At 29.7% G+C, this 24,324-nt stretch carries 24 protein-coding genes and 1 riboswitch; of the genes, 4 read left to right on the plus strand and 20 right to left on the minus strand.

Annotated elements, in window-relative coordinates; all coding sequences use genetic code 11:
• Nucleotides 1-112 precede the first annotated feature (112 nt).
• The 8 genes from hcp to ABWP20_RS11470 form a co-directional block, all read right to left on the minus strand.
• Nucleotides 113-1,765 carry a hydroxylamine reductase gene (gene hcp / locus ABWP20_RS11435; protein ID WP_353095938.1) on the minus strand — a complete coding sequence of 551 codons (1,653 nt, stop codon included), beginning with the start codon at nt 1,763-1,765 and terminating at the stop codon, nt 113-115.
• A 174-nt stretch (nt 1,766-1,939) separates the two neighbouring features.
• The gene (locus ABWP20_RS11440) at nt 1,940-2,173 is read right to left on the minus strand and encodes a hypothetical protein (RefSeq protein WP_353095939.1); all 234 of its coding nucleotides are present in this window, start codon (nt 2,171-2,173) and stop codon (nt 1,940-1,942) included.
• A 330-nt stretch (nt 2,174-2,503) separates the two neighbouring features.
• Entirely contained in the window at nt 2,504-3,283 is a 780-nt protein-coding gene (locus ABWP20_RS11445) for a hypothetical protein (RefSeq protein ID WP_353095940.1), read from the minus strand.
• A gap of 302 nt (nt 3,284-3,585) precedes the next feature.
• Nucleotides 3,586-3,828: a hypothetical protein gene (locus tag ABWP20_RS11450; RefSeq protein WP_353095941.1), complete on the minus strand. Its 243-nt coding sequence runs from the start codon at nt 3,826-3,828 to the stop codon at nt 3,586-3,588.
• A gap of 2 nt (nt 3,829-3,830) precedes the next feature.
• Nucleotides 3,831-4,829: an ATP-binding cassette domain-containing protein gene (locus ABWP20_RS11455; RefSeq protein WP_353095942.1), complete on the minus strand. Its 999-nt coding sequence runs from the start codon at nt 4,827-4,829 to the stop codon at nt 3,831-3,833.
• A complete protein-coding gene (locus ABWP20_RS11460; protein ID WP_353095943.1) occupies nt 4,822-5,523 on the minus strand; it encodes a GTP-binding protein in 702 nt (233 codons plus the stop codon). Before ABWP20_RS11460 ends, ABWP20_RS11455 begins: the two co-directional genes overlap by 8 nt.
• Before the next feature lie 12 nt (nt 5,524-5,535).
• Nucleotides 5,536-6,768: an ABC transporter substrate-binding protein gene (locus ABWP20_RS11465; RefSeq protein ID WP_353095944.1), complete on the minus strand. Its 1,233-nt coding sequence runs from the start codon at nt 6,766-6,768 to the stop codon at nt 5,536-5,538.
• A 281-nt stretch (nt 6,769-7,049) separates the two neighbouring features.
• A complete protein-coding gene (locus ABWP20_RS11470) occupies nt 7,050-7,604 on the minus strand; it encodes a DJ-1 family glyoxalase III (RefSeq protein ID WP_353095945.1) in 555 nt (184 codons plus the stop codon).
• A 165-nt stretch (nt 7,605-7,769) separates the two neighbouring features.
• Here ABWP20_RS11470 and ABWP20_RS11475 point away from each other — a divergent pair, with 165 nt between their 5' ends.
• From ABWP20_RS11475 to ABWP20_RS11490, 4 genes are all read left to right on the plus strand, one after another.
• The gene (locus ABWP20_RS11475; RefSeq protein ID WP_353095946.1) at nt 7,770-8,033 is read left to right on the plus strand and encodes a YciI family protein; all 264 of its coding nucleotides are present in this window, start codon (nt 7,770-7,772) and stop codon (nt 8,031-8,033) included.
• A 130-nt stretch (nt 8,034-8,163) separates the two neighbouring features.
• On the plus strand, nt 8,164-9,084 hold the full coding sequence (locus ABWP20_RS11480) for an alpha/beta hydrolase (RefSeq protein ID WP_353095947.1): 921 nt from the start codon (nt 8,164-8,166) through the stop codon (nt 9,082-9,084).
• A gap of 14 nt (nt 9,085-9,098) precedes the next feature.
• Entirely contained in the window at nt 9,099-10,376 is a 1,278-nt protein-coding gene (locus ABWP20_RS11485) for a hypothetical protein (RefSeq protein ID WP_353095948.1), read from the plus strand.
• A gap of 15 nt (nt 10,377-10,391) precedes the next feature.
• On the plus strand, nt 10,392-11,060 hold the full coding sequence (locus ABWP20_RS11490; RefSeq protein WP_353095949.1) for a DUF6320 domain-containing protein: 669 nt from the start codon (nt 10,392-10,394) through the stop codon (nt 11,058-11,060).
• 139 nt (nt 11,061-11,199) lie between these two features.
• Here ABWP20_RS11490 and ABWP20_RS11495 read toward each other — a convergent pair whose 3' ends face one another.
• The 12 genes from ABWP20_RS11495 to ABWP20_RS11550 all read right to left on the minus strand — a co-directional run bounded on the left by ABWP20_RS11495 (nt 11,200) and on the right by ABWP20_RS11550 (nt 24,078).
• Complete coding sequence (locus tag ABWP20_RS11495; protein ID WP_353095950.1) at nt 11,200-14,001, minus strand: M56 family metallopeptidase; 2,802 nt, start codon at nt 13,999-14,001, stop codon at nt 11,200-11,202.
• A 1-nt stretch (nt 14,002) separates the two neighbouring features.
• Nucleotides 14,003-14,371: a BlaI/MecI/CopY family transcriptional regulator gene (locus ABWP20_RS11500; RefSeq protein ID WP_353095951.1), complete on the minus strand. Its 369-nt coding sequence runs from the start codon at nt 14,369-14,371 to the stop codon at nt 14,003-14,005.
• Nucleotides 14,372-14,483: 112 nt separating this feature from the next.
• Nucleotides 14,484-14,966, minus strand: coding sequence for an acyl-CoA thioesterase (locus ABWP20_RS11505; protein ID WP_353095952.1), 483 nt, complete (start codon nt 14,964-14,966; stop codon nt 14,484-14,486).
• A 324-nt stretch (nt 14,967-15,290) separates the two neighbouring features.
• Nucleotides 15,291-16,475: a M20 metallopeptidase family protein gene (locus ABWP20_RS11510; protein WP_353095953.1), complete on the minus strand. Its 1,185-nt coding sequence runs from the start codon at nt 16,473-16,475 to the stop codon at nt 15,291-15,293.
• A gap of 149 nt (nt 16,476-16,624) precedes the next feature.
• Nucleotides 16,625-17,290 carry a hypothetical protein gene (locus tag ABWP20_RS11515; protein ID WP_353095954.1) on the minus strand — a complete coding sequence of 222 codons (666 nt, stop codon included), beginning with the start codon at nt 17,288-17,290 and terminating at the stop codon, nt 16,625-16,627.
• Between the two features lie 18 nt (nt 17,291-17,308).
• A complete protein-coding gene (locus ABWP20_RS11520) occupies nt 17,309-18,016 on the minus strand; it encodes a DUF5058 family protein (RefSeq protein ID WP_353095955.1) in 708 nt (235 codons plus the stop codon).
• A 215-nt stretch (nt 18,017-18,231) separates the two neighbouring features.
• Nucleotides 18,232-19,836, minus strand: coding sequence for a PucR family transcriptional regulator (locus ABWP20_RS11525; RefSeq protein ID WP_353095956.1), 1,605 nt, complete (start codon nt 19,834-19,836; stop codon nt 18,232-18,234).
• A gap of 233 nt (nt 19,837-20,069) precedes the next feature.
• Nucleotides 20,070-21,245: a cation:proton antiporter gene (locus ABWP20_RS11530; protein ID WP_353095957.1), complete on the minus strand. Its 1,176-nt coding sequence runs from the start codon at nt 21,243-21,245 to the stop codon at nt 20,070-20,072.
• A gap of 49 nt (nt 21,246-21,294) precedes the next feature.
• A riboswitch (Fluoride riboswitch) is annotated at nt 21,295-21,353 on the minus strand.
• 79 nt (nt 21,354-21,432) lie between these two features.
• Nucleotides 21,433-22,506, minus strand: a complete 1,074-nt coding sequence (locus tag ABWP20_RS11535) for a uroporphyrinogen decarboxylase family protein (RefSeq protein ID WP_353095958.1) — start codon at nt 22,504-22,506, stop codon at nt 21,433-21,435.
• Nucleotides 22,507-22,876: 370 nt separating this feature from the next.
• Entirely contained in the window at nt 22,877-23,257 is a 381-nt protein-coding gene (locus tag ABWP20_RS11540) for a zinc ribbon domain-containing protein (RefSeq protein ID WP_353095959.1), read from the minus strand.
• On the minus strand, nt 23,247-23,555 hold the full coding sequence (locus ABWP20_RS11545; RefSeq protein WP_353095960.1) for a hypothetical protein: 309 nt from the start codon (nt 23,553-23,555) through the stop codon (nt 23,247-23,249). Before ABWP20_RS11545 ends, ABWP20_RS11540 begins: the two co-directional genes overlap by 11 nt.
• Nucleotides 23,545-24,078 carry a sigma-70 family RNA polymerase sigma factor gene (locus tag ABWP20_RS11550; protein ID WP_353095961.1) on the minus strand — a complete coding sequence of 178 codons (534 nt, stop codon included), beginning with the start codon at nt 24,076-24,078 and terminating at the stop codon, nt 23,545-23,547. The genes ABWP20_RS11545 and ABWP20_RS11550 overlap by 11 nt, the downstream gene beginning before the upstream one ends.
• Nucleotides 24,079-24,324: the final 246 nt, after the last annotated feature.

Genomic DNA, 24,324 nt, shown 5'->3' on the forward strand with positions numbered 1-24,324 from the left:
AATAATTAGCTATAAAAAAGGATACCTTTTTATTTAGGTACCCTTTATCTATATATCTTTTTCTATATTTATTGTAATATCAATTTATTGAAGGATTAAATATCTCCTATAATTATGCTTCCATAAACATCTTTATATCATCTTCAACATTGGAGATTGTTCCAATTCCAAAGGTATCTACTAATACCTTAGCTACATTTGGTGAAAGGAATGCTGGTAATGTTGGTCCTAAGTGAATATTCTTCACACCTAGATATAGTAAAGCAAGTAATACTATTACAGCTTTTTGTTCATACCAAGCTATATTATATGCTATTGGCAATTCATTTATGTCATTTAATTCAAATATTTCTTTTAGTTTCATAGCTATAACTGCCAATGAATAAGAGTCATTACATTGTCCTGCATCTAATACTCTTGGAATTCCACCTATATCTCCTAGATTTAATTTATTATATTTGTATTTTGCACAACCTGCTGTAAGAATTACTGTGTCCTTTGGAAGCGCTGCTGCAAAATCAGTATAGTAGTTTCTGCCTGACTGTCTGCCATCACATCCTGCCATTACAAAGAACTTCTTTATAGCTCCTGATTTAACTGCATCTACAATTTTATCTGCCAATGCAAATACTTGTGCATGAGCAAATCCTCCTATAATCGTACCTTTTTCTATTTCTGTTGGCGCTGGTAATCTCTTAGCATGCTCAATTAGTTCTGAAAAGTCCTTAGGTCTTCCGTCAACCCTATCTGCTATATGTTTAAATCCTGGATATCCTGAAGAACCTGTTGTATATACTCTATCAGCATATGATGCAGCTGGTGGTACTATACAGTTTGTAGTAAATAATATAACTCCATTGAATTTCTCAAATTCTTCTTTTTGTTTCCACCAAGCATTTCCATAGTTTCCTACAAAATGATTATATTTTTTAAATGATGGATAATAATTTGCTGGCAGCATTTCACCATGAGTATAAATATCTACTCCAGTATCTTTAGTTTGTTCCAATAGTTCTTCAAAATCTTTTAAATCATGACCTGATACTAATATTGCTGGATTATTTCTAACCCCTATATTTACTTCAGTTATTTCTGGATTTCCATAAATTGATGTATTAGCCTTATCAAGTAATGCCATTACATCAACACCATATTTACCTGTTTCTAATGTAAGTGCTACTAAATCATCTGCTGTTAGACTATCATCTAAAGTAGCTGCTAATGCTTTTCTAATAAATTTTGAGATTTCTTTATCTTCATAACCAAGATTCATAGCATGTTCAGCATATGCTGCCATTCCTTTAACACCATAGGTAATTAATTCTCTTAATGAGCGTACATCTTCATTTTCTGTGGCTAATACTCCAACTTTTTCACTAGTTGCTTTATATACTATTTCATCATTTGAATTAACAGCAAATGTTGCTGCATCACCTAAACTCCCTAGGTCTACACCTTTTTCAATTAAATGAGTTTTTAATTCATCTCTTTTTCTAAGTGCTTCCTTAATCTTTGCGAAGAATCTATCTTTGTCAAAATTTGCATTAGTAATTGTCATAAATAACCCTTCAATTACTAATCTGTCTAATCCAGGTATTTCAATTCCTAATTCATCAGCCTTAATACCTAATACTGAAATTCCCTTTAGAGCATAAATCATTAAGTCTTGAAGTGCTGCTAAATCTGCTGTCTTTCCACACATTCCTACTCTTGTACATCCTTTTCCTCCTGCTGCTTCTTGACATTGATAACAAAACATACTCATTAACCTTACCCCCTATATATTATTAGTGCTTTTTGCACCATATTTCTCTTACTTTGTATTTACATTATATAGAGAATTTGAATTTTATTCGGTAACATATGTTACGGAATAAAAAAATTTTTTAATAAAATAAAAAAACCTATTTCGTGTCAAAATAGGTTTTTAAAAATTATATTATTTTAGTTTATTACTATCTATTTGTATGAACACTAATGCTATAGATAAGCCAGTTATTATAATACTCAAGCTAATTAACCTAGGCATTAAATATTCAGGTAAATATGAGCTAAATTTCTCTAAATAAATATAATTAGCTATTGAATACAATAAAAAAATACATAAAATAATATAAATTACATTTTGAAAATTTATTTTATTCTTATTATTTTTATCTTCTTTATCAATCATAGTTCCAGCTCCTTCAATAAAAGCCCATAGATATAGTTAAACAATTTCAAGTTTAAACTTATTTCTATAAAAAAGCTTTTTAATTTATATCTCCATAAATTAGCCAAACTAATAACCCTGAATTTAATTATTCATCAATCCATTATAACTATTCTTTCCATTAGTATAATACTATAAAAATACTTTTTATAAAAAATTATCAATTTATAATATAGAAAATTAAATAAAACGATAATTTACAAGTTTAACTATTAAGAAAACTATTATAATAAAGGTAATATTACCTTTATTATAATAGTTCACCATCCATTGTAAAGGATTTTCTACATATTAAAATTTAAGATTTAAAATACTATCAAAAATAATACTAAGCTCGGACCATCTATCTCGAACCTTATCTGGATCTTCATTTAAATTCATATGTCCTTTATAATTTTTTATAAATCCTTCGGTGAAATTTTTTGATATAATTTTATTGTAATCTTCTCTATAAGATGCTATCAAATCATCCAAATTAACAGTTTTTGTACTTGAATCATATTCAAGCTTAGCAACAGTATCATCGGTTACTCTATTGCCTGATTTTAGTGAAAGATTTTTCTCATGAGCCATAATCATAAAACCTTTAAGAATAGTATTTTTAAAAGTATGTTCATCCATTGGTTCGTCTTTGAAATTCTTGCCTAACATAATTCTAAGTCTAATCACATCGTATTTCCCATCACCCCCATTTTTTAAAAATAAATCATAACAATTTTCATCTCCAGTTGTGTCAAAATTAGCCAAAACCTTAGGTGGTTTCAATTCAAATGGAAACAAATCTTTATACTCGGAAATATCGTAAACAAAGGCAAGTTCCTGTCCTTTTTCACCCCAACTACAAGGAGAAGTTAAAAAACTATCTGCAATATCACTTATTCTAGCATATTCCTTTGGATCACTAATTCTTGTTAATGGATCTAGTTTTTCAATTTCAATAGTTGGTGATGATGATAAAGAGAAAGTATCTGCCTTTTTAGATGATACTTTCTCACTAAAGTTTTTATGTCTTATTGCATTACTTAAAGATGTTGAAGTTGTAGAAAAATTAGCATTAATTGAATTAATCATAAGCTCTCCCCTAATATTTTACCTATCCCTTAAATAATATATCGACAATAGACTAGATTCCTTTAAAGAAAATATATGAAACTAAATTTCTATATTATTTATTGTTATAGATAAGAAGCAAACAAATTAGCTCATTGATATAATATTCACAAAATAGTATACTTATATTATGTGTTAGTTTATTAAGACAATTATGGTATATAGGTATTATTCTATAGTTCATTTCAGGGGTGAACTAACTAATTAGAATAGGACTATCACAATAGCTATTAAAATAGTTGTTGTAACAGTCCTATTTTATTCTAATAATTCTTCCCAGCTGCCATAATTCTCTCCGGATATGCTGTTGAACATGGTGTTACTCCATAGACCATATTACAGTGGGGACATTTTGTTTCTAAATGAGTCATTTCAAATTCATTTTCACATTCTATACATTTTATAATAACTTTTTGAGGCATCAGACGAATATTAAATCCCATCATTCTTATTTTATCTACAACAGCCTTACCATTTTCAAAAATACCAGTACATCCCTCATGCATTTTTATATTCCCCTTTCTAAGGTTTCTCCTGCTCTAAGTCTATTTCTCATTCCTTGAATAATATTATCCATTTTTTCAAGTTCTAATAACAATTGCTTTTCTTCATGGCTAGTTTCAATTATTTTATCTATGCCGCCATTTTTAATTATAATTCTTTTATTAGCCATAAGTGCTAATATTGGATCATGAGTTGCCATAAGGACTATTTTATCTTCTGATACCAATAGTTCTAAGGCTTTTTTTCTGTCTATTCCTGCATTTTCTATCTCATCTATTAACACTATAGGAGAAGAACTAAGTATTGCCGTATCTGCTATCATCAAAGCCCTTGATTGTCCACCACTTAAAGAAGTTACTGGAGTATCTAAGTCAAATTTCTCCCCTGCTAGATTATTAGCTTCTTTAATTATCTTATCTATTACTCCTTCTATATCTTCAACTAATCTACTTTCTGCATGTAACTCTAGAAATTCCCTAACTGTAAGGTCCATTACAAAGTTCATATTTTGAGAGAGCTGTGCAACTAGTTTATTATTAGATGAAAATCGCCATTTCTTATCTGGCAGTTCTCCATTAATTAGTATTCCCCTTCCTGTAGGAGTATCTCTCTCTGCTGTCCACTCTATATCTGCCAATAACCTAGATTTTCCTGAACCAGTAGGTCCTACTATAGAGATGATTTCAGATTTATTAATAGTTAATTCCTCAAAGCCTTCTTTGTTTCCTGATTTATCATGTCCTGATAATATAGTTAAGGAATCTACCTTAGTATCATCTTTTATTCCTAAAAATTCTTTCATCTGTTCTATAAAGCTTTGTAAATCAGATTCCAATCTTTCCTTATCTATAGCCCAATCTTCTATATCTTCTTGGCTAAAACTATCTAAGTATTCTTTAAATGTTTTATCCTTATAATTAGTAGTATCTAATTTATTCTCTTCAAAATAATTAATTACAAATGGATATTTCTCTTCTAGTTGCTTTATAGTTAATTTATTCATGTTCATCACCTAATTTCATCTTTCTCACATTACCCATTTGATATTTCCCTCCTATCCTTGTTTCTCCTAAACAATAGGAGCATAAGGCAGAAGGCATTGGAAATCTTAATTCCATTCCTTGTACAGAATCGATTTGTTGATTTTCATCAAATAATAGGGTACTTAATTCATATGCTCCCTGACCTGTAAGTCCATTGATATGCATAATAGCTGCCCTAGGATTTACTGAACTTACTTTAGATGCGAAAACTTCTCTTTCAGCTTGGGAAACTATATCTCCCTTAGTTATGACTACTATATCTGCTGACTTTAGCATTGGACCAATTTTCTTTGGTGTATTAATACCTGATAGATTGTCTATAACACAAACACCCTTTATATTCTTTATATATGGAGAACATCTATTGCAAAGTCCTGCTGATTCAGTGATTAACATATCTAGTTTCATTTGATTTCCCCATTTTACTACTTCTTCAATATTTGATGCAAAGAAATGATCGGGGCAAAGCGCTCCTGAAAGTCCTTTTTTTACTGGTACTCCTGCCTTTTCATATAATATGTCATCATCTGTATATAAACAGTCAAATTTGACTACTCCTACAGAAATATTCCTTTGTTTCAATGCATCTATTGCCTTTATTATTATCGAGGTCTTCCCAGAAGATGGGGGACCTGAAAATATAATTAAATTCATCTTCATAACCTCCTATATAGATTGATTAAAAAGCATATCACATTTTCTTATTAGCTCTCCTATGTCATGACTATTTATATAGTCCCAACCAAGCCACATAAACTTCTGATTAGGTGATAATCCATTATCTATTTCTGGATGAGTTGAAGGGAACTTTCCATTGCTTGAAAGAATTTCACCTACCTCCTTAGAGAAGAAAAAATCTACAAATGATTTTGTTTTATCTTTAGTTTTCTTCTTAGTTAATAAGAATATTGGCGATATTATTGCCCCATCTTCTGGCCATATAGGCTTTAACGGAGATTCTGACCTAACCATCTTAGTAAAGAAATATGGCATTATAGTTATTGTTGGTATATCAGATTCTGCTTTTGCTCTATGGGATTTCACCATTTCAGCTGGATGCATACTTCGGAGTAATGTCTTTCCTAGATTAGCAACACCTTCTTCCCCATAATTTTTATAGATATTTAATAATATTGCATTAAATAAATCAAAATCTCTCATGGGCAAAGATACTGAGTTTTCAAACTCTGGCTTTAATAAATCTTTCCAAGATTTAGGCATCTGTCTATCACCTAATTCATCTGTATTTACCATAAATACAGCAGGAACTACTCCTATTATGGAATATTGCCTTTCTGGATCTTTTAAATCTATTTCATCATTATCAAAATCCTTATTTAGTTTATCTAATCCTGTAATATCTTCAAATATTCCTCTAGCTTTGAATTTTCCCATTAATTCCTTATCGAAGAATAAATCAAAACCAGCTGACATAAATAAATCTGATAGGGAATCTTCATTATCTGATTCAATTCTTTCTTTTATCCAACCTACTCCTAGATTTGCTGATTTAAGTTCATAGTCTACTTTGAAATCAAATCTACTATTATTCTCATACATCCAAGCATTGAAGCCTTCTAACAATGGTACTCTTACGGGACATGGCAGAACCCCTTCTATTTTTATATCCCCTAAATTATTTTGTTTAGTTCTAGTAAGTGTAGAATCTACAGATATTCTACGTCCTTCAATAGCATCTATTAACTTTTGAGTGAACAATTCTACATTAAATTTTTTCGATATACAAGCTATTTCCAAGGAAATTGTTTTTCCCATTAAGCTCCTCATTTTTTCATTGCCTAATTGTTCAAATCCATTTGCTACAAATATATCTATAGTTTCAGGGTACTTCTCCGTTATATCATATACTGTATCTTTTATGTCAAAATACTTGTTCATCTTTACTCCTCCTATATTTAAAATACTCTCTCTGATTTTGAGAGACTTTTATAAATATCAAATCTAAAATCATATATGTTATACCTATTATATCCTCAAATAAAAAAATAGTCGGTAACTATTGTTACCAACTACTTTTTTATTTCTTAAGGTTTCTTACTTCCTCTTCTAAAATAGATATCCTTCTGTTTCACTTATATATTACAGGAATATACCCTAATAGAATAATTATCCACAACCACATAAAGCTATCCCCTCTATAATTTGATTTTAATCTTATTTTAATCTTTATATAATATATCTTTCTTCAATTCTTCTGCCTCTTTTTCCCCTAATAAGTATTTTACTATTTCTATGGCAAAGTTTACTGCCAAAGCCGGTCCCCTTGCTGTTATAATATTTCCGTCCCTAACCACATCTTGTTCAATATAAACTCCATCTTTTAAATCTCCTTCAAACCCCGGATATGAAGTAACCTTCTTTTCCTTTATAATCCCAGCTTTTTCAAGAACTATTGGTCCAGCACATATGGCAGCTGCAAGTTTTCCATCGTTATTTATTTTCTTTACAATATCAATTACCTTATTATTATCTCTAAGGTTTGTAGCACCTGGTAATCCTCCTGGAATAATTACGGCATCGTATGATTCTATATCTTTAATATCATCTATAGTCTTATCAGCAAGGACTACAATATTGTGAGCTCCTTTCACCTTATATTCCTTAGTAATAGATACGATATGGACATCAACGTCCATCCTTCTAAGATAATCCACTACCGTTAAAGCTTCTACTTCTTCAAATCCCTCTGCCAAAAATAAAATAGCCTTCTTCATAAAACCCCTCCCATTTTTCCACATATATTTATACATACCCAAATTCCTATAACTCCACACAGCCAATCTTTTGGAGAAAATATACATATCAAGAATAGAAATTATATGTATAATACTTAGTAGAACTACCTAAAATTATCAAAAAACTTATAAGGAGTGGAAAATATGATTTTATATGCTGCTATATTAGAAACTATTGACGCAAAAAAGGATAGTGAAATACTAGATATACATAAAGCCTATCTTCAAAGATTTATAGATGAAGGTAAGATATTTGCTAAAGGACCTTTTACAGACCATAGTGGCGGACTTGTAATATACAAGGCAAATTCCTATGAAGAAGCTAAAGAAATGGCTGAAAATGACCCAGCTGTATTACAAAAATCCCGTAAATTAATATTAAAAGAATGGCATAGCAATATAGAATAGTTAAAATACTGAAGATTTTATTAATCTTCAGTATTTTAACTTCTAAAGGAAAAGTATTGACCCTTTATGGGTATTATAATATATAATAGATAGGTATCAATTATTTGCAATATAAGGAGAATTTAACCATATGAACAATCTTAGAAAAACAGTTCTAAGGATTTTATCAAAGCCACATATAAGTTTAAAAAAATATTATAAACCATATCGTAAATTACTAAATATATTAAATCCACCATCGGAACCAATTTACAAGATGCTGGATCATAAGATTATGGTTGAAGATAGAGAAATTCCAGTACGTGTTTTCATACCGAAAAAAAATCCACTTCCTAAGGTTTTGATTTTCTTTCATGGTGGTGGATGGGTTACAGGAAATATTGATTCCTATACTAATGTATGTGCAAATATGGCTAATAAAACTAATCATATGGTTATTTCAGTAGATTATCGTCTAGCACCAGAAAACCCTTTTCCTGCAGGAGTAGAAGATTGTTATTATACTACTCGGGAAATTTTTTCAAAACCTGAAATATTAGGTTGCAATCAAAACGATATAACGCTAATTGGAGATAGTGCTGGAGGTAATTTGGCAGCAGTAGTTTCCCTTATGATGAGAGACCGAGGTGAATTTGTACCTAATAAACAGATTTTAATATACCCTGCTACTAATTATGACCATAGTGAAAATTCCTCATTCCTTTCCATAAAAGAAAATGGAACGAATTATATAATGACTTCAAAGCGAATACAAGATTATATGGATTTATATGTCCAAAATGATGAAGATAGATTAAATCCATATGTAGCACCACTACTTGCTGAAGACCTTTCAGACCAGCCTAAGACTTTGATTATTACAGCGGAATTTGACCCACTTAGAGATGAAGGTGAAGCCTATGGTGTAAAATTGCAGGAGTATGGAAATGATGTAAAAATATATGAAATAAAAGATACATTACATGGCTTTATTTCTAATCCATTACGTTCTGATGATATTGATAAGGCCTATGAGTCTATAAATCTATTTTTAAATGAAAAAATTGACTAAGAAGAAGGTATATTATGAAACAACAAAAAGAAGTAAAATGGACTAAACTTGATAACGCCTCTAAGCTCTTTCCAGCAGTGGCTAATAATAAAGATACTAAGGTTTTTAGACTTAGCTGTGAATTATACGAATATGTGGATCCAATAGCTTTGCAAAAAGCATTGGATTTGACTATTGAAAGTTTTCCACTATATAAGTCTATTTTAAGACGAGGAGCTTTTTGGTATTATTTTGAATACAGTGATATTAAACCAACAGTTAATATGGAAAATACTGCTCTTTGTGCTCCTATTTATATAAGAAATCAAAAAAACCTTTTATTTCGTGTATCCTATTATAATAAAAGAATTAATGTGGAGATTTTTCATTCTCTTACTGATGGTGCTGGCGTTATTTGGTTCATGGAAGTACTTATATATCATTATATGACTATTAAATATAAGGAAATCTTTAAAGATAATATGCCTAAATTAAATCATAAAGCATCCATAAGTCAAAAAATGGATGATAGCTTTTGGAAAAATTATAATGGAGAAAATAATTTGGGTAATTCTAAGGATGAGAAAGAAAAAGAATATTCTAATGCCTATCATATTAAAGGAAGTAGAATTGAAGATAATAAAATGAAGTTAATTGAAGGCTCTATGTCTGTAAAATCTGTTTTAGATATTGCCCATGAATATAATACTACTTTAACAGTGTTTTTAACATCCTTACTTGTATATTCTATTTATAATGAAATGCCTGCAAATAGAAAAAAGAGACCTGTGGTCTTATCCGTTCCAATTAATTTAAGACCATATTATGAATCATCAACAGCAAGAAATTTCTTTAGTACCATGAATATTGGATATAGCTTTAAAAATAATAATCCAGACTTTGAAGAAATTATCAAAAGTGTAAATGAAAGCTTTAAAATGGAATTGACTAAAGAACAGTTAGACAGAAAACTAAATCATTTTATGTCCTTGGAAAAAAATTTCCTTGCTCGAGTAATTCCACTACCTATTAAAGATTATTTCCTCCGTATAGCAAATAGTCTAAATGATAGGAAGATAACATCTTCTATTTCAAATATAGGCAAGATTATCATGCCCCAAGAATTTAATGCATATATACGACAATTTAGTATTTGTGTCAGTGCTAGAAGACCTTTAATTACCTTATGTACTTATGAAGATAGAATGGTTATAAGCTTTACCTCGCCCTTTGAAGAAACAGATATACAAAAAACATTTTTTCAATTTCTTTCAGAAAAAGAAGTGGAAATTGAAATTACCTCAAATCTTTAGAAAGAAGGAAATGCTATGAAGTATTGCTCTTACTGTAAAGTCAATATACGAGAAAATCTAGAAAAGTGTATACTATGTGGTAATACACTACCAGAATCTAATGATACTAATAAAAAGGATGAAATCTTTCCTAAGATACCTCCTTTTTATGAAAGCCATCTAGTCATTAAAATTATGCTTTTTATTTCTATTATAACTGTAGTACTTAGTTTCGCCATCAATATATTATTTCCTTCCAATGTAAATTGGCCTATACTCCTAGTATTTGGATTGCTTAGTATGTGGCTCGGGTTAATTGCAGTTTTACAGAAAAGGTATCATATATCTAAGAAAATCATGCGACAAGTTGCCATTATATCTCTATTATCTATTTTCTGGGACTGGAAAATCGGATGGATAGGCTGGTCCTTAGATTATGTAATCCCAATATCCTGTATGGCTGCCATGATTATTATGTATGTGACTGCAAAAATATTGAAACTAAGTATAAGGGATTATATTACTTATTCATTAATAGATGGAGTATTTGGCATTATCCCTATTTTATTTATACTATTAGGTTGGATAAAAAATATATATCCAACTATTATATGTATAGCTTTAAGCCTTATATCCTTATCATCTATCTTTATCTTTCATGGAAAGGATATAAAAGTAGAAATGAATAAAAGAATGCATATTTAGCCTAATATTAATGAGTTTTTTCTCTATTTATAAAATGATATTAAAATTAATATAAAATAAGACTATATAATATAAAAATAGCTATGATTTTAAAGTCATAGCTATTTCTATTAATAAGTTAGAAAATTATCTTAAATACCTAATCACCAAATATCTGATAAAACTCTTTAAATAATGTTTTATTCTTAGTTATTTCTGATGTTTTAGAACCTAACACTGAAACTGTTATACTATCTGCATATTCTCTATCTATATTTGATACTACTATACTTTCTTTACCATCATCTATGGCATATTTAATATAATCTAAATTATCTATAAGTGAAAATAAAATCAATGATTGAGATTTCCATGCTTCATTGGAACTCATGGAAATATATTTCATTGCACTACCTTTGAAATTTACTTGCAATCCATATGGCTCTTCTTTAGTAAATAACTGAATTCCATCTGCTGTTAATTCTTCTGGAAACTCTATATAGCTTAATATATTACCAACTGCCGAATTATTACCTATTTTACTGCCTTTCATCTCATATAATTTATTCATATTATCTTCTTTTTGGGTATATTTCTTACCTTTTAAGCTCAATTTCTTTGCATTACATAATATATCCATTCCCTTATATTCTTCTGCATTGCCATAGAATCCATACTTAACCTCTTCATTCCCAAATATAATATTATCTGTAATCAATTCCTCTTTTCCATTAGAGATTTTCATCAAGCTAAAGTCTTTATTGCCTTTATCTCTAATAAATAATATTGTATCTTTAGATAGGCTTATTGGCATAAAATCAAAATTATTTCCTTTAGTAACCTTCTCTACTTTAGAAGTGTTTAAATCATATTCATAGATATTATGGGGCTGTTTATGCCAATCTTCCCAAAGGCTAAAATCCTCTTTTCCACTTTGTGATTCTATACTTTCAGTTGCTGAATATAATAGCTTTTCACCATCTACTGTAAAACTAGGTGTCATAGCAACTAAATTTTTATCCATAAAGTTAATAATCTTATAGGTCTTATCCTCATTTATATCTAATAATATCACTTCTTTGCTCAAAAACATCTCTCTTCCAGCACCTTGAATTACGCTAATCAAATCATTATTTCCTGGATTTATAGCTAGATTGTTCTCCTTAGGTAATACCGTTAAATCCTCTTTATCTTCATTTCCATATATATCTGTAAAATCTATATGTTTCTTTTCTTTAGCATCATACAATCCTATACCTGCAACATCTGAGCTTAATGACCCTGAAGCAAATTTCTCCATAATAAATATATATCTGCCATCATCTGTTATTTTATATATAGTAGGATTGTATCCGATCATTTCATCTGTGGATCTTTTCCCTTCTATGATTATATCAGTTGCAAATTTTTTAGATTCTGAATCATATTTATTTAGATCTATCTCTGTAATACCTTTATTAAATCCAAAACTTCCTTCATCAGTAGTCCACTCAAACATTGCTTTTCCATATACAAGATTGTCCTTAGCCGCTTTAAAATTTGAATAGTTATATTCATCTATATGCACTATCTTATCTCCAGTTGATACATTAAGTTTTGTAAATCCTTTTTCATTATTAGCATATACTATAATTTCATCATCTACCCAATCATAAGAATTACCATAGGAGCTAATTCCATCTGTTATCTTTTTATATTCTCTACTTTCAATATCAAAGACATATAAACTTTCACCCTTAGTATAGGCTATATAACTTCCTGATTTTGAAATTCTAGGATATATAAAATCTCTTCCCTTATGAATTTTAATTTCTTCTCCATTATTTAAATAAGTAAAATATAATCCATCATCTTTTATATATGCTATAAGAGGATTATTCTTATCCACGTTCTTAGGCATGATGCCACAACTAACAATAAATCCAGATATCAATATAAATACTAGAACAAACAATGACTTAATATATTTATTTCTAGAATTCTTCTTAAAAAATAGTATATTCTCAAGCCTAGATTTTAATTCCTTGCCATTTCTACTCATGGCAGTAGTTAAAGTTCCTCTACCTATGGAATTATTCATTAGTTTTAGAATGGTTTCACAGTAATATTTCCTTTCTCCAGTTTCCATTTTACCTACTACCTTTTCATCTATGGAGTATTCACAATATATATCCATTTTGTTCAATAAAATATAGATAATTGGATTAAACCAATGAATTGTACTTACAATAAATCCAAAACACTTTATTATAATATCCTTTTGCTTATAGTGGTTTAATTCATGTAAAAATACCATATTAAGAGTTTCTATATCCTTATCTAAAATAGGAATTAATACAATGGGATTAAATATTCCTATTAACATTGGCGATCCTATACCTTTATAAGTTTTTAATGGTATTGTTCTCTTTATATTCAATTTATCTTTACATATATTAAATACTTCTATAGTCTGGATATGACTAATCTCTATGCTGTCTTTCAAAATAGTATATTTAAATCTAAAATATAAAATTATTCTATATAGAAATAAAATAACCATTCCAGATATCCAAATATATAGGATTATATCTCCACTAAAATTAATCTTATTTTTTTTATCAACACTATTATAAGTATTATCTTTTACTTTAGGAGAATCTATATTTTCTATTTTTTCATTATGATGCTGTACTACTATTTCTTCCTTTTCCAGTACATTTTCTATACTTTCATCTTTAGGTACATCATCTGAATTCCTATAACCTTCAGCTTTCATAGAAAATAAATTACTTGATGTATTTATTGGTAATTTAATAAAGCTTCCTATTGGCAAAATAAAGAAGGCTAGAATTATAATTGTCATCTTATAGTGCCAAGATGAACTAAAATTCTTTTTAGTTAGAGGCATTATCAATAGAAATATTAAAAACATAATACTTCCAGTAACGGACATGCTAAATATATATTTCAATATTTCCATATCATACCCTCCTAATCCAGTCTGTTAATTCCTCTATATCTTCTTTATCTATCTTTTTATTGTTATATAATGAAGCTATTAAGGATTTCACACTTCCACCATACATATCTTCAATAAAATCACTGGCTTGATATGATTTATATTCATCTTTACTTATATTAGGAGAATAGTAGTTAACTCTACCTTCTTTCCTTACTCTAAGAACATTTTTCTCTACTAACCGACTTGCTAACGTAAGTATAGTAGTCAATTTCCATGGATTATTTTCTCCTAATTTTTCAACTATATCTGCTGTTGTAACTTCCCCTTCCATATCCCAAATAATTTTCATTATCTCATATTCTGCATCTGAAATCTTAGCTATATCCAATTTCAACACTCCTTTGTATTCTACATTGTGTAGTATTGATTTCATTTTACATCATGTAGAACATAAAGTCAATGTATTTTTAATAACTCATCAAAAACTTTCGTTGAGAATATTACAGTCTGATACGTTTTTCTTTCATTTCCTTATGCTTCTTTTCCCCTAATTTATAAAGTTCCTCTTCTTCCTTAGTAGTTATAATTAGTTCTGGTACCTTTGCTGGCTTTTTATCCACTAAATGAACCATAGTAAAAAATGCAGTCAATGCAGTCTCAGGTTCAGAATAATTTTCCATATCATGTACTAAAACTCTGACTAAAATTTCCATGGAAGATGTTCCTACATAGGCTAATTGTGCAATACAAGTAATAACATTTCCCACATGAATCGGTTTATGAAATACGATTTCATCAATCCTAGCAGTAACTACAACACCTCTGCAATGTTTTGTTGCAGTTATACCTGCTACAGTATCCATTATTTTCATCAATTCCCCGCCATGTACATTTCCATGGATATTACTATGAATTGGCTCCATTAATACAGATGTTTCTGTTTTTGGAAAAAATATATTATTATATAGTTTTAAATTATTCATCACTCGTTCCCTCCGTATTTATTATGTCTTTAAGTTTGTTTAGAGATTATCTCCAAGTTAGTTTCTCTAGTTCAATATGATTACGATACCATTCATCGTTTCCATACAAATTTCCTTGATAATTTTTTGACCTAAAATAGTTAAAATAGCTTCTTTTATAAATTCAAATATTCCAATTAAAATCTTATTATCTATATTCTAATCATTTTGTCATTAGATGTCTATTCACTTTTCTTTTCACACTATAAAAAAGTCACTTCAAGGATATCTATATAGATATTCTAGAAGTGACCCTTTTATCTTATTTAAATTCAATCATAATTACTAGATACTTAGAAAATCAAATACTGTTTGAACAAATAAAGCAGTTCCAATATACAAAACATCTTCTGCTACATTAAACTTTGAATTATGTGCTGAAATAAAGTTTCCCTTTGAATCATATTCGCTTGAAGCTAAGAAGAAGAATGTTCCAGGAACTTCTTGTAAGAAATATGCCATATCTTCTCCTCCCATAAGAGGTCTATCCATTTCCATTATATTTTCATTTCCAACTATTTTTTCAGCGGATTTCCTGAATTTTTCTGTGATTTCTTTTGAATTTACAAGTGGTGGATATCCAAATTCATATTCGTATTCACAATCTCCCCTCATTGTCTTAGCAATACCTGTAGCTATTTCTCCAATTCTCTTTGCTGCTTGTTCTCTTAATGGCTGATCTGCAAATCTTGCTGTTCCTTCCATTTCAATAAATTCAGGTATTATATTAAAAGCTGTTCCACCATTAATCTTGCCAATAGTGATTATTGCAGGCTCTACGCCACTCTTTTCTCTACTTACAATACATTGTAATGCTCCTATAACTTGTGCTGATATAACCACTGGATCAACTCCCAGCTCTGGATAGGCACCATGAGCACCTATTCCTTTTATTTTTAAATAGAATTTGTCCAAACAAGTCATAGTTTTACCATAATTTACTATTACCTTCCCATCTGGAATACCCTTGGAAGGTGCTCCTATATGAAGTCCTACTATATTATCTACCTTAGGATTTTCTAAAGCACCTTCTTCTATCATATGTTTAGCTCCAGCAAATCCTTCTTCACCCGGTTGAAACAATAGCTTTACAGTTCCTTTTAATAAATGCTCATTATCCTTTAGTATCTTAGCTGCCCCTAATAGCATTGCTGTATGGGAATCATGACCACAGGCATGCATATTTCCATTCTTTGATGAATAAGGTACGTCTGTTTCTTCTTTTATTGGAAGTGCATCCATATCAGCTCTTAATGCTATTGTCTTTCCTTGATTTTTCTCTCCAATCAAAGCTACTATAGCTGAGCCATTAACAAGTGTTTTATACTCTATTCCCATTTCTTTGAGTCTCATCTGAACATAGTCTGATGTTTGAGGTAAGTCCAATCCAATTTCTGGAATTTGATGCAAGTCCCTTCTCCATTTAATTATATCTTTCTCAATTTCTTTTGCATATTCTTTAAAATTCACAATATATTCCTCCTCTAATAATATTGTCAAACTAATAAATAGTGTAAAAATTTCACGACTGTATCACATATATAACTTAGATTTTACATGCGACAAGTACTTTTCATATTTCAGAATTATTTATTTTAACATTTTGCGCTTACAATAATCTATTGATTTAATTTCTGTTTTTTATAATCAGTTATGGCAACAAATGAAGTAGCAAAAACACATAATGGTACCGCCAACCATGGTGGAACTATCTGTGTCATATTAATAATTATTCCAACAGCCAGTCCCACAGCAGCACATTTGTAAAATTTAAGAGCAAACATTGTTAATAAAGCCCCCATAATAGCAGGAAAAACAAATCCAAAAGCTGTTACTACATATTCAGGTAATATTCCAATTATAAAATTACCAGCAAAGGCGCCTATCGTAACTATAACTAAGTTTGTTATTATTGATCCCGCTATACTTATAGTTGAAATTAGCTCAGCTTCTTGGCTTCCGGAGTCAACCCCTAAGGCATCCTGAGCAACTGCTGATGCAGGAACCCTAACATTCGCTATATTTCCAGACAAGAATGACATATAAGTGCCTGATAATCCCAATATTGGAAAATAAGAAATTGGCTCAACTATATAAAAAGCTCCATACATGGAAGCAATTAAGAACCATCCTGTTAAAATATTTTTTACAGAAGGTATAGCCCCGTATCTTACCCATAGATATATTGCTGGCAAAAAACATAAAATAACAGCTGTTAATATTGTCCATCTTCCAGTTGAAATTATATTTTTAGTAAATGTTTCTTCATATGATTTATTTCTCATAGGTTTACCTCCATAATATTATTTAAATAATGCTGCAATAAACATGGCAACAAACATTGCTATCCCTAGGTTCCATTCTTTTAAAACTTTCACTTTTTCTGAAAATTTCACCATCACTATCATAACTATAGTAGCTACTAATACTGCTATAAGATTTGTAGGCACTAAACTACCTTTATTTATAATCTGTCCTGAAACAATAAAAGATGAAGCCCCAATAATAGCACCTGTCCCTATTTGACCTACTAATTTCTCATCTCCACCTGTCACCTTATCTTTTACAATATCTAACTTATCTGCAAACAAAGCTACAACTAATAACCATCCTATGCCGTTTAATGTCATAGTCCAAACTGATGAAGCAAATGCTGTTAAATCATATTGACTAGAACCAAATTCAACTCCCATTGCCTGTGCCCCCATTGCAGCTCCTGCAAGTTCAGCTGGTGCAGATCCTATGATTGATAATCTTAGCCAAGTAATAGGTGCTCCAACTACTGCCATCATTCCAAGCATTACTACAAGCACAGCTAATGAAGGTCCTATTGCTGCAATAGCTCCAATTCTAAATGCCTTGATACCATCTTCACGTTTCATGTTGATTATTTTCCCTGCTTCAAAGGCTTTTTTTGTGAATATAACTGCCTGCACACCTACTGTTAGAACAACAGGCAGACACATAAGCCACAAAATTGGATCATTAGCTACTTTTAAATACTCTTTCATGTCTCTTCTTCCTCCAATTTTAAAAAATTTTATAATCAATATAAAAAGCATTGTGATTTTTATCACATTTTCATTATAATATATAAAACATATAGATTTATTGTTAATATTTCTAAAATCTTTTTAATTTTTGTGAAATTCCCCAAATACTTATAGATTCCTTTAATAATAAAAGCACAGATTAAAATCTGTGCTTTTCCCAAATAAAACTATATTTAATTGAATAATCTTAAGAACTTCAAAACTATCTCAATCTTTAGTCTTTCAATGGAATCTTCATTATCTATCTTTATTAAATCCTTAATTTTGCTTATTCTATATCTTACTGTATTATTATGAACGAATAACTTTTTAGCCGTTAAAGAGTAATTTTGATTACATTCTAAGAAACTTTTCAAAGTAATTATAAGTTCTTCACCATCCTCCTCTAAGGTTAGAGGTTTTATATATTCGTTATATACACTCATATTCTCCTTTTTAAATTCTTCTATATTAATAAATTTGAAAGGTCCTAAATCATCATAGAAAATTACTTTAGATTCGGGATAAACATATCTTGATATATCAATAGTTTTATAGCTCTCAGTGTAGCTGTTTTTCACATCTTTTATATCTACAAAACCTGGAGAAACTCCTGCTACAAACTTTCCTTTTGTTATTTCATTTTCAATACACCTAATAAGTTGATTTATACTTGTTTTTATAAATTCTTTTATTTCGTGTATATCCTTATTTTTCTTATAAATCATAACCATTTCATCTTTACCTGTTAATCCAAAAATCATTTCATCTCTTTGAAAAATATTATATATGCATCTGGATATTTTTTCTCTATGGTCATATAAACTTATTTCATCACTAAACTGCTTTACACTTATACACAAATATGACCCCTCAGTATCTAGAACCTTTTTTATTATCTGAGTTTCATTTTGAAAGTTGCTATCTATTATTTGTTGTATCAATTCGTCTTGAAATTTGTCCTTAAAAGTATTTTCAAAATATATACTTCCATATTCATGTAGTAGAAGCACAAAGCTCAATCTTATTGTATATAGATCATAGTAATCGCTCTTTTCTTGATCCTCCCAAACTACAAGATATGCAAGAACTATATTATCTATTTCTATGGGAAGAACTATGCGTTGGCTATCATCTTCACTCTCAAGATTTTTTATTCTAAACATATTAAATTTTTCAGATAAATTTTTCTTTTCATGCTTAGAACCAGGATTCCATATAAATTCATAATCACTTAATTCATTATTTTTAATATTTTTATCAAATACTGAATATCTCTTATTTTTACAGAAATCATAAACTTCTACTGGTTTTCCTATATTATTGTATAATCCTTCTATGATTTCCTTTATTTTTCTATCATGATCTTTGTTCCCATATACCTGAATAAAACCAGTTAATTTTTCTATATATCTATCTATAGCTATCTCATTAATAGCATTTCCTATCTCCATCCATGCAGCGTCTTTTGGTAAATCAATAAGAGGAAACTTTAACTCATTACACAGATCTATAATTTCTTCAGGAATTTCATCTAAATATCTACCAACCTTTATACCTAGGCCTGCTGCATTGCATTCATTTGATTCAATTATTATTTCTTTAAGGTATTCTATATTATCCTTAAATAAATACCCCGTAGCAAGCATCAGCTCTTTTCCTCTAGCCCATTGTCCTCCAGTAGGCGCATCTTGAGATGAAATGCCCTGAACTATTCTGTCAAGTCCCTCTTTCCCAGCCAGTACCCTAGCTTCTAAGAAAAAATCCGATGCTAATATTTCCCTTAAACTGACTCCCATTTAAATAATCATCCTTTCAGTACATTAAATCTATGCTATTATAATTCCTTTTCCTTTAAATATTATATATATTCTAATCATTTTTCCATTAGATGTCTATTCATTTTTATTTCTATATATAGTTTTACATAAACTTAACCTACTGCTAAGAAGGTAGATGATTTAATTTTAAGGATATAATAATTTTTATTGATTAAAAAATACCCCTTAATAAAATCAAGGGGCAATGTTTTTTACGATAATAATTTCTCTCCGCTTAAACTAATCCCTATTGCTCCAAGAGGTGCAGTAAGAACAATTGATAAAACAGCTATGGATAAAATCAGATCTCCTGATTCTACTCCTAAAGATAAAGGTATGGCACCTATAGCTGCTTGTACAGTGGCCTTTGGTATATAAGCTATGATGCAGAATATTTTCTCCTTCATACTAAGATTAGTTTTTAATAAAGATAATATAACTCCTATACTTCTAGCAAATAATCCTATGGCTATTAACAATATGCCTTTAAAACCTGTATTAAGAGCTAACCAAATATTTACTTGAGCACCTACCAATACAAATAATAATATCTCTGCAAAAACCCAAATTTTATTAAGTTTTTCAGCCATTCCTTTTCCTACATCTGGCATAGTTTCAAGTATAATAAACCCTATTGCCATAACACCTAATAGCCCTGCAATCTCTATCTTAGACTTAATTAAATCTTCGAATGCTGTAAGGAGAATTCCTGCACTAATAATATATAATACCTTCTTTGTATCCCTAATAGAATATTTTTTAAATATCTTAATCAAAAATATTCCTATAACCAAACCAGCCAATATGCCTAAAATAATAGATATTGGAATACTTAAAATCCTCATACCTATATTGATCTTTGAACCACTATATACTCCTAAAAATGTAGAAAAAATCGTTATAGCAAAAACATCATCAATTGAGGCTCCAGCCAATATTAAAGTAGGTATTCCTTTCTCTTCTCCAAGTCCTCTTTCCATAAAATTAAGCATTGCAGGTACAATAACTGCTGGAGATACTGCTGCAATTATAAATCCAAGCATGCCCCCTTGCACGAAACTGAAGTCAAATATCTTTATAGATGCATAAGCTATTGCCAAACCTTCAAATATTCCTGGTATGCAACTTAATCTTATGGCAGGAGCACCAACCTTTTTTAAATCTTCCTTACTAACTCCAAAACCCGCTCTGAGTAGTATTATAATTAATGCAATCTTTCTAAAGTCAGCTGAAACCTTTATAATGTCTTCACTAAGCCAATTAAGTCCATATGGTCCTATAACAATACCTACAATAATCATACCTAATAATCCTGGTAATTTTGATTTAGTAAATATTGAATTTGCTGTAAGTCCTGATATTATTATAATAGCTAAACTTGTTGCCATATAATCACCCTCCTATTAAAATTAGACATAAAAAAACCTACAGATATCCCTATCTGTAGGAGTCATTAGCATATAGCGATTAAGGTCAACTCCATGACCTATTTTATTCATTATATATTATACAATACTTCTAGTTATACAATACTTCTAGAATTTATACAAGATAAAGAAGTATATATGTTGTGACTTAATCTTCACTAAATAATAGTTCTTCATTGATCGGATAACTACCATAAAGTCTAGCAGCATCCATTAATGCATCAATATTCTCCATAGGGGTATTCATTGGTATTTGGCATCCAGAACTAAGTATATATCCTTTCTTAGAGCCATAAGTTTTTCTAATACATTCTTTTGCAGCTTTAAGAACCTCATCTTTTGTTCCCTTTTGTATTATATCAACAGGCTGTACATTTCCTGATATTGTAATTCTGTCTCCCATTATTTCCTTAGCATCAGCAAGGTCTTCCACATTATCTATACTAAAACTTGAGACCCCTGTATCCATTACAGATTCCCAAATATCCTTACTTTTACCGCAAATATGAATTGAGATACTTTTTCCTGTTAGGGATTTCATCTTATCTACATTTTTCTTAATATATGGTGCAGAAAATTCCTTAAACTGCTTAACACTTATTAAACTTGTAGATGAAACAGGGTCTGATAGTCCCACGCCTACACCTAATTCTGCTGCCTTTTCTATAAATCTATTATTTGATTCAGTTACTATTTCCATTAATATATGTACTTTATTTGGATATTTCAGCATCCACTTTAGAAGATTTTCTGTACCAACTACAGAGGCTGCTGTACTAAAAGGTCCAGCTAGTCCTGCTCCCACATTTACCTCATGTCCTATTTTATCTTTTATAATCTTTACTGCCTTTAAAACTAATGGTAGCTTTCCATCCTTCTCTGGGTCAGAAGGTTTTAAGTTTTCTATTTCATCTACTTTTGTTACAGCTGGTGCATCCATTAGTGAAATATTGTTCTCAGGATAATACATCTTTGACCCCATTGCCTCAGCCACGCCTCTTAAAGTAGCAGATACACTTACTCCATCATGCCTTAATCTTTTAAAAAGGGCTAATTCTAATTCTGCCATTTTTTCTGCTGAATGATAATATTCCCTTAAGGATGTATTTATAAATGGTGACATAGTTACACCCATATGTGGAACACATGGTATACGGTCTATTTCAAGTCCTTTTCCAAAAGCTATCATTCTTTCTTTCGGAGTCATTTGGTCTTTTTTCATTTTTTATTCCCCCTCGATTTAATTGCCAACTAATAATTTAATTATTTTTACTCCTACACTTAAATCTGCTATATATAAGTATCTATCTCATTGATATCCTCTCCTAATATGGAAACAAACCTCATTAATTAATCTCCAGTCCTCCTTTATCCTTAGATTTATTAATTATTATTGTATATTAATTCACAATAGTATTCTAATAGATATTATTTATATATTAAGTTGGTATTATAGAAATAGTTATAAAAAATAAAAGGAGTAAAAGAAATCAATGTCTTGATATCTCTTACTTCTAATATATTATTCTAAAAATATCCTCTACTCAATATACGTTCTGACAAGTAGTGAAAATAATAGCGATATTAAAAAATTATAATTCATGTGAACAATTAGGGCAGTACTTCCAATCCTTCTTTACTTCTATATTACAGTTTGCGCATTTCAAAATTTCCATACTTAGTTGTTTTCTCATAACTAAATATACTATTAATCCTACAAAATTAGGCACATATGCAGCTGTTGCCATCCATAAATAAGGATCCATTCCTCTAGACTTTGCATCTTTATATACATATCTACATATAACTAGGATCATAATTGCTACAACTATAAGAGCTAATAAAAATATCATGAGAGCTCTAGTTGGTATTTCCTCTTTATGGCCTAATTTCAGAACAACTAAAGTTAATGGAAATACTCCAAAACCTATCCATAATGCGGTAATAAACCAGAATAAACTTTTACTTTTCACAATTAATCTCTCCTCTACTATTATTTTTTGATGCAATAATTACTCCAAAGGATGATATACAGCCTATAAAATATAGTATATATAATAATGAAATTGTAACTTCTAGACCTATATATTTACTTCCTAAAATAATAATTCCTACAATGCCCATCGTATAAGATATAATTGATAATAATATGGAATAATAAATATGCCTACTTTTTATAAATGAAATTGTATCATCTACTAAGCTCTGGGAAGGACGAATTTCCTTCTTACCTATCTCAAATAATATTTGTTCTAATTCTTTATCCTCCATATTCATCCTCCTCTAGAATCTCTTTTAGTTTCTTCTTTGCGGTATTTATCCTAGATTTAATTGTCCCTTCAGATACTTCTAGTATCTCTGCAATTTCTCTATATGATAATGATTTGAAATAATATAAAATCAAAGGCAGTTTATGTTTATCGCCTAACTTTCTTATTGCTTTCTGTATTCTCTCCTTTTCTTCTTCTCTGCAATACTCTTCTTCAGGTAGTCCTAATATTGAATTAGCATTATCCAATATACGATTTTTCTCATTGGAATCAGTGAAATCTACTATTCTATTTAACCACCGTTTTGCTTTTCTATATTTATCTCTATAGCAATTAAGTGCAATAGTGTATAACCAGCCCTCAAAACTTTTACTTTCATCAAAGGATTCAATACTGGAAAATACCTTTATCCAAGTATCTTGAAATAAATCCTCAGCCTCTTGTGCATTTTTAGATAGATGAAAGCAAAAGGTATATAACTTTGTTTTATTCTCATTGATTACCAACTCTATATCTTTTATCAAGCTTTCATCCTCCTTTATATATTTATTACGTTTTAACTTAACAATAGTTCATTTCTAAATGCAAAATTATTAAATACTTTCCTAATTAAATGATAAAATATTAATAAGATAATAAATGGTTGTTTCTCCATTAATATAACACTATTCTTAATCTATTAAGTATCTTTTATATAAAATACTTTTAACTTTTAAACCAGTAAATTAGCTGGACTAATATCTTCCAATTTAACTATTCAATAAATTTTA

The organism is Tissierella praeacuta, assembly GCF_040396155.1.
Classification (GTDB): domain Bacteria; phylum Bacillota; class Clostridia; order Tissierellales; family Tissierellaceae; genus Tissierella; species Tissierella praeacuta_A.